This window comes from uncultured Slackia sp. (genome assembly GCF_944321625.1).
Classification (GTDB): Bacteria; Actinomycetota; Coriobacteriia; order Coriobacteriales; family Eggerthellaceae; genus Slackia.
Window position 1 is genome coordinate 21,346 of record NZ_CALUMA010000107.1, and the last position, 15,732, is coordinate 37,077.

General features: G+C 59.2%; 9 protein-coding genes. 4 read left to right on the forward strand and 5 right to left on the reverse strand.

The window, feature by feature from the left end:
* Positions 1 to 18: 18 nt before the first annotated feature.
* Entirely contained in the window at positions 19 to 891 is an 873-nt protein-coding gene (locus Q0J60_RS09145; protein WP_294440804.1) for a basic amino acid ABC transporter substrate-binding protein, read from the reverse strand.
* A 425-nt stretch (positions 892 to 1,316) separates the two neighbouring features.
* Positions 1,317 to 2,171 carry an ABC transporter substrate-binding protein gene (locus Q0J60_RS09150; RefSeq protein ID WP_294440806.1) on the reverse strand — a complete coding sequence of 285 codons (855 nt, stop codon included), beginning with the start codon at positions 2,169 to 2,171 and terminating at the stop codon, positions 1,317 to 1,319.
* Between the two features lie 637 nt (positions 2,172 to 2,808).
* Here Q0J60_RS09150 and Q0J60_RS09155 point away from each other — a divergent pair.
* On the forward strand, positions 2,809 to 3,843 hold the full coding sequence (locus Q0J60_RS09155; RefSeq protein ID WP_294440808.1) for an MBL fold metallo-hydrolase: 1,035 nt from the start codon (positions 2,809 to 2,811) through the stop codon (positions 3,841 to 3,843).
* A 172-nt stretch (positions 3,844 to 4,015) separates the two neighbouring features.
* Here the strand turns inward: Q0J60_RS09155 and Q0J60_RS09160 are convergent, their stop codons facing one another.
* Positions 4,016 to 5,251, reverse strand: coding sequence for a CaiB/BaiF CoA-transferase family protein (locus Q0J60_RS09160; protein ID WP_294440811.1), 1,236 nt, complete (start codon positions 5,249 to 5,251; stop codon positions 4,016 to 4,018).
* Between the two features lie 109 nt (positions 5,252 to 5,360).
* Positions 5,361 to 7,856: a class I SAM-dependent DNA methyltransferase gene (locus tag Q0J60_RS09165; RefSeq protein WP_294440814.1), complete on the reverse strand. Its 2,496-nt coding sequence runs from the start codon at positions 7,854 to 7,856 to the stop codon at positions 5,361 to 5,363.
* Between the two features lie 260 nt (positions 7,857 to 8,116).
* Between Q0J60_RS09165 and Q0J60_RS09170 the strand changes: the two genes are divergently transcribed.
* From Q0J60_RS09170 to Q0J60_RS09180, 3 genes are all read left to right on the forward strand, one after another.
* Positions 8,117 to 9,358, forward strand: a complete 1,242-nt coding sequence (locus Q0J60_RS09170; RefSeq protein ID WP_294440816.1) for a CoA transferase — start codon at positions 8,117 to 8,119, stop codon at positions 9,356 to 9,358.
* 342 nt (positions 9,359 to 9,700) lie between these two features.
* On the forward strand, positions 9,701 to 10,945 hold the full coding sequence (locus Q0J60_RS09175) for a CoA transferase (protein WP_294440817.1): 1,245 nt from the start codon (positions 9,701 to 9,703) through the stop codon (positions 10,943 to 10,945).
* A gap of 287 nt (positions 10,946 to 11,232) precedes the next feature.
* Entirely contained in the window at positions 11,233 to 12,516 is a 1,284-nt protein-coding gene (locus Q0J60_RS09180) for an MFS transporter (RefSeq protein ID WP_294440819.1), read from the forward strand.
* A 214-nt stretch (positions 12,517 to 12,730) separates the two neighbouring features.
* Here the strand turns inward: Q0J60_RS09180 and Q0J60_RS09185 are convergent, their stop codons facing one another.
* The gene (locus tag Q0J60_RS09185; protein WP_294440821.1) at positions 12,731 to 15,718 is read right to left on the reverse strand and encodes a BTAD domain-containing putative transcriptional regulator; all 2,988 of its coding nucleotides are present in this window, start codon (positions 15,716 to 15,718) and stop codon (positions 12,731 to 12,733) included.
* Positions 15,719 to 15,732 lie beyond the last annotated feature (14 nt).

Sequence of the window (15,732 nt, forward strand, 5' to 3'; positions counted from 1 at the left end):
GCAGCCCCTTGGAAGACGTTAATCAGTGGTGCCGAACCACTTCATCTGGATCTCTTCGTAGGTGCCGTTGTCCTTGAGCTCCTGGAGCGCTTCATTGATGGCGGCGGTCAGGTTGGGGTTGTCCTTGCTCACGGCGATGCCATATTGCTCGCCAGTGGGGATGGCCTCGACGACCTCGCAGTCCTGATAGGCGTTCAGGATGTAGTAGTCAGCCACGGGCTTGTCCATGACCACGGCCTCAACCTGGCCGGACTGCAGGGCAGCCAGCACGGCGGTGTACTCGTCGAAGGTCTTGATCTCGGCGTCGGGCGCATTTTCCTTGGCCCAGTCGATGCCGGTGGTGCCGCTCTGGCCGCCGATAATCTTGCCGGACAGGTCGGCGGAACCGGCGATGTCAGAGCCCTTCTTCACCACGATGCACTGGTTGGAATCCATGATGGGGTCGGTGAAATCAACCTCGGCTTCGCGGTCGGGGGTGATGGTGATGCCGGCAGCGGACACGTCGGCGGTGCCGCCAGCAGCGATGGCGGGCACCAGCGCATCAAACTTCATGGTGGGCAGGTAATTGACCTCAAGGCCCATCTGCTCGGCGATGGCGGTCATCAGGTCGACCTCGAATCCCTCAGGCTGGCCGTCGACCAGGTTCTCAAACGGCGGGAAGTCGATGGACGCCACAACGGTCAGCTTGCCCTCTTCCACCAGGGTGTAGCTGCCGTCGTCGGTCGCGGCGGCGTCGGTGGACTCGGCGGCCTCGGTGGTAGCCGAGGTGTCGGCGGAAGAGTCGCCGCCCGAAGAGCAGCCGGCCAGCGCGAACACGGCGCACAGCGAAAGCGCCGCGATCAGGCATAGCAGGAACTTAGATAGGTGGTTGGCGTAGGTCTTGGTTTTCATGATTGATTATCCTTTCTTCCAAATCCCCTGTCTCATCCCCTAGAAAAGAACAGCGCCCGTGCGTTGGTAAACGAACGAGCGCTGCTTAAGAGACAGTGTTCAAGCACGGGGCTAAAGCAGGCTCCTCTTTCGTCGGCGTCGGATGTTGAGGCGTCGCATCATGGTTTGAATCCTCCCTTGGATGCTTCCTTGCTTTAGCGTACTGAAGTATCTGCATTATCGGACACGCCCGGATGAAAATCAATGCAGAACTCAAAATATTCTATATTTTGTGATTTTATGCATCGTGTTTCAATAAATAAGGGGATATGTCCAGGTAATTTGAAGAAACAAACTCAAAATATGCAATATGCGGTGCCAAGCGCATTGCCGGCACCGCATATATTCGGGTTTATTTCGGATGGAGTGAGGCTACGCCTTGAGGGCTACTCCTGGGCGCCGAACCACTTCTCCTCGATCTCGGTGAAGGTGCCGTCTTCCTGGAGCTCGGCGATGGCGTCGTTGATGGCGGCGGTCAGGTTCGGGTTGTCCTTGCTCACGGCGATGCCGTACTGCTCGCCGGTGGGGATCTCCTCAACCACTTCGCACTCGTCGTAGGCGGTGTTCACGTAGTAGTCAGCCACGGGCTTGTCCAGCACGACGGCCTCCACCTGGCCGGACTGCAGGGCGGCGAACACGGCGGTGTACTCGTCAAACGTCACGACCTCGGCGGCGTCGGGCACGTTCTCGTTGGCCCAGTCGATACCGGTGGTGCCGCTCTGGCCGCCGATGGTCTTGCCGGACAGGTCGGCGGAGCCGGTGATGTCAGAGCCCTTCAGGACCACGATGCACTGGTTGGTGTCGCAGATAGGCGTGGAGAAGTCGACCTCTTCCTCCCTTTCGGGGGTGATGGTGAAGCCAGAAACGCCCACGTCAGCGGTGCCGCCTGCGGTGATGGCGGGGATGATGGTGTCGAACTTCATGGTGGGCAGATAGTTGATTTCAAGGCCAAGCTTTTCTGCGATGGCGGTCATCAGGTCGACCTCGAAGCCTTCGGCCTGGCCGTCGACCAGGTTCTCGAACGGCGGGAAGTCAAGCGACGCGGCAACGGTCAGCTTGCCCTCTTCCACCAGCGTGTAGCTGCCGTCGTCGGTCGCAGCGGTGTCGGCGCTGTCGGATGCGGTCTCGGAGGTACCGCCCGAAGAGCAGCCGGCCAGCGCGAACACGGCGCACAGCGATACAGCGGCAAGCAGGCCTAAGAGGAAGGTGGGAAGGCTTTTAGCGGTGGTTTTGGTCTTCATAGGAGTAATCCTTTCGGCGAAGTGGCTGGAGAAAAGAAAAACGCTCGGCGTTTCCTGCGGAACAATCGAGCGCTGCTGGTAATCAAGTGTAAAACACGAAACCTCAACAGGCTCATCGTCGTCGGCGTCGGAAGCTGTGGCGTCGCATCGTCATGTTGCATCCCTTCGGTCGTTCGCGCTTTCTCGAAGCGGGGCCTGCCGCGCGATGCGGCGGACCCCAAAGGCGGGCTCCAACACTTTATCGCGTTGGAGTAGTGGCATTATCGAATACTTATTCGCAAAAATCAATAAGAAATTATTAATATTCAGTAAATTGAGTATTTATACAAAATGAAACGATTAGCGGATGAATATCGGGCGTTTAACGGCGCATCGTATGCAGCAATATGCAAATCGATTGCCGTTCCTCTGCTCGATAATGCCGCGAAACCGACTCCTTCGATGCGGATGCTATGACGCTCGGCACGTTTCGCAGTACCATAGACAGAATGAATGAGCGTAGGCGTTGGGCCGGCAAAACGCCATCCCGGCTCGACGGGTTGCCTTTGCGATTCGGGCGCGTGTTCTGCGGACTGCGGCACATGCGGTGGCTCCGAATCGCTATGGCAGGCAAGAGCGAATGAAAGAGTGTGCAGGCATGGAGAATTTGCACGAGGGCATACATATAGGTAATGGGGGATTGTGCCAAAAGATTTGCGACGCCCCCGACGTCTACCATATTCGCGTGCCGTATCCCAACATTACCACCGATTCCACGAATTCCTACGCCATCTGCGACGGGGGAGAATGCCTGGTCGTGGATACGGGGGCATTCAGCGAAGAGGGCCTTGCGGTGTTTCTGGAAGCGCTCGAGCTTATCGGGGCGAATCTCGAAAGCACCTCGTTCTTCCTTACCCATCTACATAAGGATCATGCCGGGTTGGTGGATCGCGTCGTTCCGCCAAACAGGCCGCTTTATGCGGGCAAGCGGGATTTCGAATTGAACGAGGAGCGTGCGGTTCCTGGGTTCAAGAATCTGATACTGGACCGCTTTGTATCCGAAGGCATACCCGAAGAAGAGGCCCGTGTGTATGCCGCATACGAAGACCACGAGGGCAAAGAGCACTTCGAAGGGAAAGACCTCCATCTGATTGAGCCGGGCGATGAGTTGCATGTGGGCGCTTATACGCTGCAGGTGGTTGATACGGCGGGGCACACGCCGGGCCACCTTTCGCTGCTCGAGCCAAAGAGCGGGCTCTTTTTCGGAGGCGACCACATTCTGTTCGTGGTGTCGCCCGTGCTGGAGTTGCATCCGTCCGCAAGCGGCATCATGGATTCGTACCTGCGTACCCTGGGAACGGTTGCCAATATGGACATTTCGCTTCTGTGTCATTCCCATGGGCCGCTGGTGCCTGAATGGCGCGACCGTACGCTGCATCTGATTCGTCACCACGAAAAGCGCCTCGCCGAGGTCAAGGGCTATGTGGACGGGCGCCCCGGAATCACGGGCGAGCAGATTGTGAAGAGCATCAAGTTCAGCGTGGATACGAGCAACTGGATGGCAATCAAGCCCGCGTTGCGCTGGTGCATCGTCAGCGAGAGCTTCGTAATCCTCGACTGCCTGGTGGAGCGTGGCGATATCGTGCGTCGCGTGGATGAGCAAGGGCTGCGTAGGTACACGCCAAATAAATGACAATTAAGGCAACGCACCGGTGAAGCGATTGCCCCCATTGCCGAGATATGTCGTCATACGGACGGCGAAAGGTAAAAATGTCATTTGACTTCTGCTAGCCACGCAAAAGAAGTAGTCCCTCGACCGAGTTTTCGATCGAGGGACTGGACAAAGGAGGACAAAAAGAGAGGGGCTATCCGATCAGAGTTTTCTCCTGGCGGATGGTGCCCGCCTCATAGAGGGCGGCGATTTCATCATCGCTCACGCCCAGGCCATGCAAGATTTCTTCGTTGTGCTGACCCACCAGCGGCATGCCGCGGCCGATCTTGCCGGGGTTGTTCTTGAGCTTGGGAATTACGTTGACGCCTCGGATCTCGTCATCGTCGTAAGCGTTCTTCCACGAGGTGAACGTCTCGCGTGCTTTGTAGTGCGGGTCGGCGTCGCAGTCGGCGAAGGTGTAGATGCGGCTGCAGGGCACGCCCGCGCCCAGCAAGATCTCTTCAGCCTCGGCGCCGGTGTGCTCGGCGAAGAACCCCGCCAGCTTCTCCTCTAGAATGTCGCCGGCGGGCGTACCCATAGCGCACAGGCCCATGCCGTCGTAGAAGGGCTCCTGGTTGATGTCGATGCCAAGCGTCTTGAGGGCGTTGCGCACCACGCCCGCGCCCAGGATCAGGATGTACAGGGGCACGCCGTCCTTGCAGGTGTAAGCGCCGTAGCCGGCGGAGCTAGTGGAGTGCGAGCCCTCACGCACCGGCAGACCGCCGGTGTTCAGGTAGTTCATCACGTAGAAACCGGACACGCGAATCATCGCTTCGTATTGGGCGATGTCGATGCTCTCTCCCTTGCCGGTTTCCTTGGCGCGATGCAGCGCGGCCAGGCCGCCCACGATGCCGAACAGGCCGGTGAAGTAGTCAGAGGGCTGCGGGAACGCGGGGATGGGCAGGCGATCGGGGAAGCCGTTCATCTCCATGTAGCCGGAGAACGCCTGGCCGATGCCGTCGAAGCTGGCGCGGGTTACGTATTCGGGCACGCCGGTCTGGCCGAAGCCGGAGATGTGCACGATGACCAGGGCGGGGTTAACCTCCCACAGCGTCTCGTCGGACATGTCCCACTTTTCCATCTGACCGCCGCGGAAGCCCTCGACCAGCATGTCAGCCTCTTTGACCAGCTCGAAGAACAGCTCGCGGCCGCGGCCCTTGCGCACATCCATGCACAGGGAGCGCGAGTTGCGGCGGTCCATCTGGGTGCCCCAGCCGCCGAGCGCCGGGTTCGGGCGCGAGGTGTCGCGGCCCTTGGGATTCTCAATGCCGATGACGTCGGCGCCCAAGTCGCCGAGCATCGCGCAGGCGAACGGTCCGGCGATTGCCTGGGAAAGGTTCAAAACCTTGACTCCCTGAAGTGGGCCGAACGGGGTGAATTCTTCTGCCATACGTATCACGCCTTTCGTTTCGTGGTTTCGGCTGAGGGTCGATGGAGGGGCTTCCTCAGTCCACTTCCATATGCCTAAAAGCAAAAAGCGTGCCCAGCAGAACGGACCATTAAAGCGAGATGATCGTCTCGTTAAGCTCCTTCTGAATTGCGGCGAGGGTTGTAAAGTATTTTTTGTACGGACTGGAGACGCTTTGAGCGAGCTTTTCATCGTCCGTGTAAGGTATTTCAATAAGTCGATATCTGTTTCCAAGGTCTTCACGATTCGTTTGCATGAAAACGACGCGTCCCCATTGCTTTTTCACGTCATCAAGACCAAGTGCCCAAAAAAGGAAGAACGGATCGATTGGCGCATCGGGGCTTACAGAAATCATGAGGACTTCTTTTGTGAAAACCGATTGCTCCTGGCCGGGCATGATCATGCAAGGCTCCCCGATATTTTTTGATGCACGTGCGGGAGTGACAATTGTCCAGGGTGTCACGCCGCTATCGTTTCCTTTCCAGAAACGGCGTGCCACCTCAATAGAAACCATGTTCGTGCGGTTGGGGTTGACTTTGCCCGCTCGCAAATCTACTACTTTGATATAGGGAATGTTTCCTTTTCTTACATCCGCCGAAGGACTACCGTGTCCTCCGCGAATCGATATGATGCCTTCGTCCATAAGGTCGCCAAGTGACTTTGTGGTGAATCCCTCGAGCTTCAGGGCTACTTTTGACTTCAGAACGGATTCCGCCTGATTTCCTGAAAACGTTGGAACGGCAATGAAAGAAGTCGCCATCGGTTCGAGAGGTACGTAGCCCGAAGTCGGGGTGTTTTTGCCGGCAAGCAATGCTCGAACGTCCTCCATGGCCACATCGTCAATTTCAGATGTGCGTTGGCCTTCATCGTTTACGACGAACAGATCGAGTCCGTCTTTGTTGAGCCCGATAGTGGGCGCGCAGGACACCCAAACATAGCCGTCGCGGAACCATGACGGGGTAGGAACTTTCGGGCCGTTCCCTCGCTTTTCGAAGACATAGAAGTTCGTTTTCGCACGGCAAAATCCCTGGAATGCTTCCATTGCTATATTGAGAGCGCCGCGGAGAATGAAATGCTTGTCCATCCACTCTCTGAACCAGGAGTATGACTTAGAGAAGAAGTATGTTTCAGGCAAAACTATGCCGAGCCTTCCTCCGTTTTGAAGCATATGCCACGCGCGCTCAACGAATGCTATTCCCAGCTCTGTTGTGGGGGCGTAATCTTGTGCCGGCAATCCGCTGGGGGAATGTTTGCAGATCTCTAGTTTCGATGCCTTGGCATCCGCTGCGCTTATAACGAGGTTCTGCCCAAAGGGGGGATTGGTGAGTATCGCCGTATATCTTTCGGCTCCTAAAATTGACTTCAACTCGCTCGCTTCGCCGGTCCATTTCGACTCGCGCAGGGAATCGCCATGGCGGGCATTTGTCGATCCATCGCCGATGCCTACCATGAGCGCGCGAGTCAGCTTGATATTGGTTTTGTCTCTGTCGACGCCGAACAGTTTGTAATGTGCCCATTGGGAAACCGCCTTGCTATCGGCTCCGGCTTCCGAGACCTTCATCAATGCTGCCGAGAGAAAGCCGCCGGTTCCGCACGCTGGGTCGATGATCGAATCCCGGTGGGTAATATCCATCATGGCAACGCCTGCCTCGATGACGCGAATCGGCGTATAGTACTGTCCGTCGCCCAGTTTAAGCGTAGCATCGCGGAACACCTGAAATGCTATCGAGAGAGCGTCAGGCGCCATTGCTCCGATGTTCATGAATTGTAGGCGAAGCACTATTTCTTGAATCGTGTCCTCATCAAAAACGATTTCGTCGGGTTCCTCTTCCGCGAAGAGCGACGGGTGTTCGATTTTAAATGCTTTGAAGAACCTGTTTATCACTTCACGTGTGCGTTCGGGGGTGTCGTTGAGCTGGAAAGCGAGGGGGTAAGACTGATCCCATTGGCCCGCACGATCCGAATCAAGTTTGACGAGCAGGACGTTCGATATCTGACTAAGTTGGTCTTCTCGCCTGGTTGACTTGGTGTCTCGAGAAGTGATTGATCCGAGCAATGACAAAAACGCATTCTTCAGCTCTTTTACAGAAGGGATATGGAGGTCGGCGTATGTAATACGTTGCTCATCGGCGAGAATAATATTCTCATCGGGTTTGGGAAGCGCTGTTCCTGCGACCACTTTAAAACTTCCTGCGGTGGGAAGTTTGTAAACGCGCACGAATTCCGTCCCATTAGTCCATATTCCCAATCGGGCATGAGGCTCTAGCCCGAGATATATCTTCAACTGACTAATTCCGTGCTCCATTGAGGGCTCTTTACACTCGATGAGCGCGATGACGTGTTCGTAGTCGCCGACATAATCGGCGTCGTCGAAAAGAGCTATATCTGCCGGGTATCCTTTGAAGCGGTGCTTCGCTTCGCGCTTTGCTGCTTCAGAAGGTGTTTTAGGGATGCGCCATTCCGTTTCGTCTGAATCGGGGGACGGACAGATGATCTGTGCGCGATTCCAGCCCATCTCGATGAGCGATTGGAGCACGGGTAGTCGGGTCAGATGGTGCTCTTTGAAAGAATCCGATTCGTATGCCATTGGGAACCTGCTCTGCTCCTTTAAGTAATACTACGAACTTATGTTCTATATTGTATGAATCCATAGTACCGATTCAACCGGGATCATGTCAATGATGCTGCATGTTCTGGCCGCCGAAACAATGCCAGGCGACTCTTATTCCTGCGAATGGGTTGGTACGACGAACCATGTTTTCTCTTAGCATAAAGGATACCCGTCTTTTGTGGCATGTTTTTTGCGCACCTCTTCTTGAAAAACTGGTTTATCAAGAGAGGAGCATTGTGAAAACCGAAGATATTCCCCAGTTCGGCCTGTTGAGCGGCTATCGCGTGGTGATGATCGGCCTTTCGGTGGCGGGCCCGTTCGCCGGAGAGCTGTATGCCGAGCACGGCGCCGACGTCATCTGGATCGAGAATCCCACGGTGCCCGATATGGGCCGGTTCTCGTGCCACGGCGCCAGCACCCAGCAGGACAGGCGCAACATGCGCAGCCTGGCCATGAACTATCTCAAGGGCGAAGGCCGCGAGGCGTTCCTCGAGCTCATGAAGACCACCGACGTGCTCATCGAGGCATCGGTGGGCGGGCGTTTCGACAAATGCGGTCTGTCCGATGAGGCGCTCTGGGAGGTCAACCCCGGTTTGGTGATCGCCCACATATCCGGCTTCGGCCAGACCGGCGTGCCCGAGTACGTCCGTCGCGCCAGCTATGACCCCATTGCCCAGGCATTCGGCTGCGTCATGCGCATGAACGGCCTTCCCGGGCAGCCCTCCGCGCCCGCCATGGTGTTCCCGGGCGACTATTCCTCCGCGTTCTACGCGTTCAGTATGTCGCTCGCCGCGCTGCTCAAGCGCCAGGAGACGGGCAAGGGCGAGAGCATCGACGTGGCTCAGTTCGAGACGCTCATGCGCATGCAGTCGCAGTACGCCATAGGCGGCTGGACCTACGGCGAGGAATACGTGAAAGAAGGCAGCCACAGCCTGATTTGCGCCCTATATGGCACCTATACCTGCAAGGACGGAGAAGAGGTGTACGTGCTGTTCTTGGGCCCCGGCGTGCTTAAGGTCGGGCTCCCGCTTATCGGATTGGAATACGGCAGCGAGCTGTTCCCGGAAGGGGAAGGCATCATCCCCTACGGATCGCACGCCGCCGACGTGGCCGAGGAAGCGTTCGCGAAATTCCTTTCTGAGCACACCGCTGAAGAGGTGGAAGACATTCTGGCGAACAACGGCGTGCCGTGCTCGCGTCTGATGGGCTACGCCGACGCGGCACGCAATCCGCAGTACCAGGCGCGCGGCGTCATGGAGACCTGGTCGACAGTCAACGGCAAGAAGAAATTGACAGGTGTGAAGGTGGTGCCCGAACTCAAGAATAACCCCGGTCGCGTGTGGCGCGGTGCCCCCTGCATCGGCCAAGATAACGAGGATATTCTGCGCGAGCTCGGCTTCGATGACGAGCGCATTGCGCGCATGTACGAAGACCGCATGCTGGGCCAGCGCCCCTATGAAGGCTCGTTCGCCGAATAGCGTCCTGCCGCAGCGTTGCGGGTTACGCGACGGAGGCCGCTATCATCGCGGCCAAAGCTCCCTCGAACTGAGTTTCATGCGGTTTCGTAGGTCTTTGCACGGCGCTGGGTCCATCTAGTTTGCGTCGCGGCGAATCCCAGCTCCATCGCTGCACTGCAATAAAGTGAACATTTTGTGAACACATTGCCTCAAACGGTGCAGATTGTTCAACGAGCGGACGAATGCCCTGGTGGTCATAGCCTGAAGCGATGCGAGAACGGGATTGGCACGGTTCTTGCTTATAGATTTTCGGACTCCTATGCGAAGGCAATCGAGGAGCCGGTAGAGTCAAGGAGGTTGTATATGAAAGCAGCTGATATGCCCAAGTTCGGCAATCTGCAGAGCCTCAAGGTCATCAATGCGGCATCGGTCATCGCCGGTCCGTTTGTGTGCGGCCTTTTCGCCGAGCAGGGCGCTGACGTCATCGAGCTGGAGAGCGTGATCGCCCCCGACATGTACCGCATGTACGGCGACGCATGGTCGGCAGAGCGCCGCAACCAGCGCATGATGACGCTGAACATCCCCACCGACGAGGGCAAAGAGGTGCTGTTCCGCCTCGTCAAGGACGCCGACGTGCTGGTCGAGTCCTCCAAGGGCGGCACCTGGAAGAAGTGGGGCATCACCGATGAGGTGCTGTGGGAGCACAACCCCGCGCTCGTCATCCTTCATATCTCCGGCTTCGGCCAGACGGGCGATCCCACCTATGTGAAGAAGGCATCCTTCGATCCCATCGGACAGGCGTTCTCCGGCTATGCCAGCCTGAACGGCTTCCCGGGCACCCCTCCGTCGGTCACCAAGCCCTTCACCGGCGACTACATGACCGGCCTCATGGGCGCATGGGCCACGCTGGCCGCCGTCATCCGCGCTCGCGAGACGGGCGAGGGCGACTCCATCGACTGCACGCAGTTCGAGTCCCTGGTGCGCGTCCAAGGCGCTACGCTCTCCGACGGCATCAACCACGGCATCCAGCCCACCCCCATCGGCAATGAGGACTTCGTGGGCGCCTGCGCCGGCTCCCAGAAGTGCAAGGACGGCTACGTCCAGGTCGCCGTGGGCGGCAACGGTCCCGTGCGCAAGCTGGTCGAGTTCTTCGGCTTCGCCGACGACCCCGACTTCCAGCCCCTGGGCACCTATCCTTCCATCACCCGCGCCCCCGGCTGCAAGGACATCAACGATCCTTTGCCTGCCCGCGCCGCGAAGTTCCGCGCCGCGCTGGACGAGTACTGCCTGACCCACACCGTGGACGAAGTCAACGAGCAGTTCACCTCCATGGGCGTGCCCGTGTCTCCGCATATGACCTACGAGCGCATGCTGAAGGATCCTCATTACCAGGCGCGCGAGGTGTTCATCGAGTGCCACGACGAGATCACCGACGCCGATGTGAAGCAGGTGAACCTCTTCCCGAAGTTCGCCAAGCATCCCGGCCAGATCGTCCGCGGCGGCGCGAAGTACGATGCCGATACCGCCGACATCATGGAAGAGCTCGGCTACACCCCCGAGGAAGTCGCCGCTCTGTACGAGAAGGGCGTCCTGAAGAAGGGCGAATAACCCGAATCTTGAGGCGGGCATAGCGCCTGCCGAACGGGGAGGCGGAGCCATCCGTCTCCCCGCCTACCTGCCATCGAGCAAAAGGAGTGCCTTCGGAGCCTGTTGCAGCAAGCTGCTTTGGCATGGTTTTTGCTTGTGAAATAGCGCGCCCTTTGCAGGGGGCGCGTGCGAGACTGGGGACGGGGTCACACCCGTAAAGGTCTCAAAGCTTCCTCGTCCGACGGCGGCCTTCGGGGGCGGCCGACGGAGGTGGAAGCATCTCCGGCAAGAGAGACAAGGAGTGAAAAATGGGAACCACCAATGCTAAGGGCAGCAATTACGCCTGGGCAGTAGCCATTGCCTGCGTGTGCTTCTACGCTGTCCCGCTGGGCCTCATGGCAAACCACGCCGGTTTGTTCCTGACGCCTGTCATCAATGAGTTCGGCTGGTCTCAGACCGAGGCTTCGCTGTACATGTCCATCCAGCCCTGGGTTGCTGCAGTGTGCACGCCGTTCGCCGGCAAGCTGCTGTCCAAGTACAACCCCCGCATCGTCATGACGATCGCCGCCCTCGTGTTCGGCCTCTCGTCTCTGGCCTGCGCCTGGTTCACCTCGCCCATCCAGTGGCACATCTACGGCGTGCTCTACGGCGCGTCCGCCGCGTTCTGGATGTACATCGCCACCCCGACGATGGTCAACCGCTGGTTCGCTAAGAACAACGGCACCATCATCGGCGTCATCGGCGTGTTCGTGTCGCTGCTCGGCGCCATCATGTCCCCCATCATCGGCGGCTGGATCGCCGAGTGGGGTTGGCAGCAGACCCGTATCGTCCTGGGCATCGCTGTGACCATCATCTCCGCCGGCGGCACGCTGCTGCTGCTCCGCGAGTCCCCCGAGAAGATGGGCGTTCTGCCTTGGGGTTATGGCGAGGCTACCGAGGCCAAGCAGACCGCTGCTTCCAAGTGGGAAGTCGGTCCGGACGAGGGCTGCATGCAGAAGGACGCCATCAAGTCCCCCGCTCTGTGGATGCTCGTTCTGATGGCCGGCCTGTTCGTGCTGTCTGCTTCCTTCAACCAGCAGGCTGCCCGCTACGCCGCCGTCAACCCGCTGTTCGGTGAGAGCGGTGCCGCTGTCGGCGCTATGGCCGTGTCCGTCATCATGTACGCCTCCATCGTCGGCAAGTTCGGCCTCGGCTGGATCGCTGACCACTTCGGCGCTCGCGTCTCCGGCATCACCGCTGGTGTGTGCGGTCTGGCTGGCGCTGCCGTCATCATGTTCTCCGGCGGCTCCGTCATGATGTTCTACGTCGGCGCTGCTCTGTTCGGTCTGGGCTACTCCGCTCTGAACATCGTTCCGCCTATGGCTTGCCGTCAGGCGTTCGGCCAGAAGGACTACGCGAACATCTACTCGATCGTCGCTACCGGTCTGAACGTTCTCTCCGGCTTCGCCGCTCTGATGTACGCGACCCTGTTCGACCTCACCGGTGGCTACCAGGCTGCCATGGTCGTCATGATGGTCTTCTACGCCCTGGTTATCCTCATGTCCATGGTCATCGTCCCGATGGGTCGCAAGCTCTGGGCCAAGGAAGCCTAGCATCACGCTTTCATGCACGTTCGGTCGAGGCTGCAAACTCGGCCATCCGCAAGCCGCTCCTTCGGGGGCGGCTTGTTTTTTGCCTTGGGGCTTTGGGGATGGCGGGGTGCGCTGCCATCGCGAGCAGGGCGCTCTGCGAAAAGACCGCGCCGCGGTGTCGTTGTCGGCATCGCGGCGCGGCCTTTTTCGCCGTCGTTCAGGTGGGGAGCGTGATTTAATTCAGATACGGCTTGTCTTTGATGGAGGACGCCACGTGAGCGATGCGCGTGTACAGGGCGCCGTCGCCGATGATGCTCGCGAGCTCGCGCAGCTCTTCGAGGAACGTGGCGGCTTCGCGCTTGTCGGGGCTGGTGACAACCAACCCGATCAGCGCCTTCACCTGGATGTAGCGCGCCTGGTGCCGCTGGGCGATCTGGTAGGCTTCGCGATTGGCGGCATACGCCTTGCCGGGCGCGTGCCGATGGACCAGCATGGCCTGGGTGACCAGCGTGCTTGCAAGCGAGATGGGGTTGTCCGACTTGCGCAGCTCGTCGATGGCGATGTCCATGAGGCGCTCTCCTTCGACGAAGTCGCCGCGGATGTTGGTGAGCAGCGCCCTGACGCCCGACGCCGTGGCCGAGAAGCTGTTGATAGGCGTCTCTCGGAACATCTCCTCCTCGAGCTTGATGACGTCGTAGATGCGCTCGTCGGGGAACCAGTTCATGATGGCGATCAGCGTGACGATGGCGGAGTACTGCAGCAGCATGTTGGCGCTGGACTCCTCGTTGCCTCGCTGCCACAGATTGCGGCCTATCAGGCGATTGAGGCAGTCTTTCGCCCGGTCGAAATCGCCCACGATCATGTAATACGACGATTCGAATCCCAGGATGTAGTTGATGAGCAGCATGCTGGCCCCGTTGAGGAGCGCTTCGTTTTCGGCCGTCCGCAGCTTCTTCACGATAGAGGCGTCGAGGTCGCGCCGGTAATAGGGGATGACGCCGGCCTGCACCTCTTTGAATTCGGGGATTGCCACCAAGGCCTGTGCCGCCTCGAACGTGAGAGCGTAGTCGTTCCTGTTTTGAGCGCGTGCAACCGCGACCGCTTCTTGGACGTAGAGGTCGGCCTCATACATTTGCCCTCGGTGCGTCATGTTGGCGTAGAGCACCATCGTGCAGTCGAGCTTCTTGGGTCCGGTGAGGTAGCGAACGGCCAGCTTGTAATGATGGATGGCGCCTTCCACGTCATCCACCTGAAGAAGGTAGTCGCCCGCCTTCGCCGCGAAACGGGCGCTTGATTCGGGGTGGGTGCTTTTGAGGTAATGTTTCGCGATGGTGATGTCCTGCGCGTTGGCGGGGCCGTCGCCGTACAGCGCCTCCATGCCTTGGGCAACGCGCAGGTGCGCGGTGGCAAGGCGCTGGGACTCGCGCGCAAGGCGGCTTAGAACGTGGTCGCGCACCTGCGTGTGCAGGAAACCCACATGGCTTGTGCGGTCGAGCGCGGTGATGCCCGCCGTCGAAAGCTCTAAGAGCACATTCTCGGGGTTGTCGGACCGGCATATGCGTCCGAACAGGCGGAATTCGCACGGCTCTTCCATGACGGCAAGCTTTTCCGCCATGGTCTGCGCCTCGGGGCTTAACGAGCGTAGGACGAAATCAAAGAGATTGTCCAGCGAGTTCTTGCCCGAGAACTCCGTGTATCCCGAATCGAGGCCGCGCACGATGGCTTTCATCCAATACGGGTTGCCGTCGGCGAGCGTCACAAGGCGGTCGGCCGTCTCTTTGTCGATGTCGGGGAAGTAGTACAGCAACAATTCCATCATCTGGGAATTGCTAAGCCGCTCAAGCCTCAGCACGCGCATGCGCCCCGTTTTCTGCAGGTCATTGAGGAAACCCGCCGTGGCAAGATCCATGAGCGTGGGGGAGAGCGTGGCGATGAACTGCGCTTTGCCTGCATCCAGGTACGAGGGAATGGCCTGGAACACCGCGAGCGACGAGGCGTCGGCGTTGTGCAAATCGTCCATCAGAATGCGAACGGCCTGCTGCTCGGAGGCGCATTCCAGAAAGCGAGAGAACGCCTCCGACACCTGCAGCGATGTGAACGCGAAGGCGGCCGATGAATCCCTGTCGTGGGAATCGAGGTCGGGAACGAGGCAGTACAGCGTGGCCCACAGCTCGGTGGGCAAGCGTTGCTCAAGGCGGGCGGAAAGCCGGGGCCAGTCGACCGCTGCCGCCACGGCGCGGATGATGGCCGCGACGGTGGAGAAGGGCGCGTCCTTTCCCTGTTGAGAAAGAGGCACCATAAGCGAGACGGCGTTGTTGAAGCGGGCGAGCTCCTTGAGAAACCGGGTTTTGCCGATGCCCGCCTGGCCTTGCACGAGCACGAACCGTGTTTCGGCTTCCTCTACTGCCGTTCGAAGGAGCTCGTCTCGCCCGATGAAGGGCATGTCGTCTTCGCTGCCCACGAACTGCTGGCCCGTTGCGCGCACCGAGGCGGTGAACGCGTCGTTCGATCCGATTATCTCCTGATAGCATGCCACGGTTTCCTGCGAGGGAGGAATGCCCAGCGCTTCGTTCAGCTGTTCTACGAGGGACTGGTACAAGGCTCCGACCTGGGCGCGTCTGCCGCTGTGCGCCATGATGCGCATGCGGTAGCGATAGACGTCTTCGTTCAGGGGATCGGCCTGAGCGGCGGTTTCCAGAAGCTCGAGAGCGGATTCCGCCTCTCCGCGTATCGCCAGAATGCGCGCGGCTTTGCAGGTGGTGGTGACGAAGCGCTGGGTCCACCGCGTTTGCTGGGCTTCGACCCACTGGTCGAACGGATGGGCGCCCTTGAGGGAGAACCCCTCGAGGAACGGTCCGCGGAAAAGGCGGAGCGCGGCAAGCGCGTCGTCTTCGTTCGAGGACAGCGAGAGCCGCTCGAAATCGGCGACGTCCGTTTCGCACGAACGGGAGATGCCTACGGTTGAGCGCGTTGACACGAGCGCGCCTTCGGGCAGGGCTGCGCGCAGGTATGACAGGTGAATGCTTAGGCTGCGAGAGGCGACATCGGCGGTGCTATCGGGCCAGAAAAGCCACGAGAGCGTGGCGCGGGACACGGGTTTGCCCGCCGCCGCGAGATAGAATGCGAGCGCCCTCACGCGGGTGCGGGCCACGGCGGTCTCGGCATTATCCACAAGGATGCGCGGCTCGCCAAGGAGCTCGATGCGCAGGCTCTTCGATGCCACCTTCGGCTTTCCCC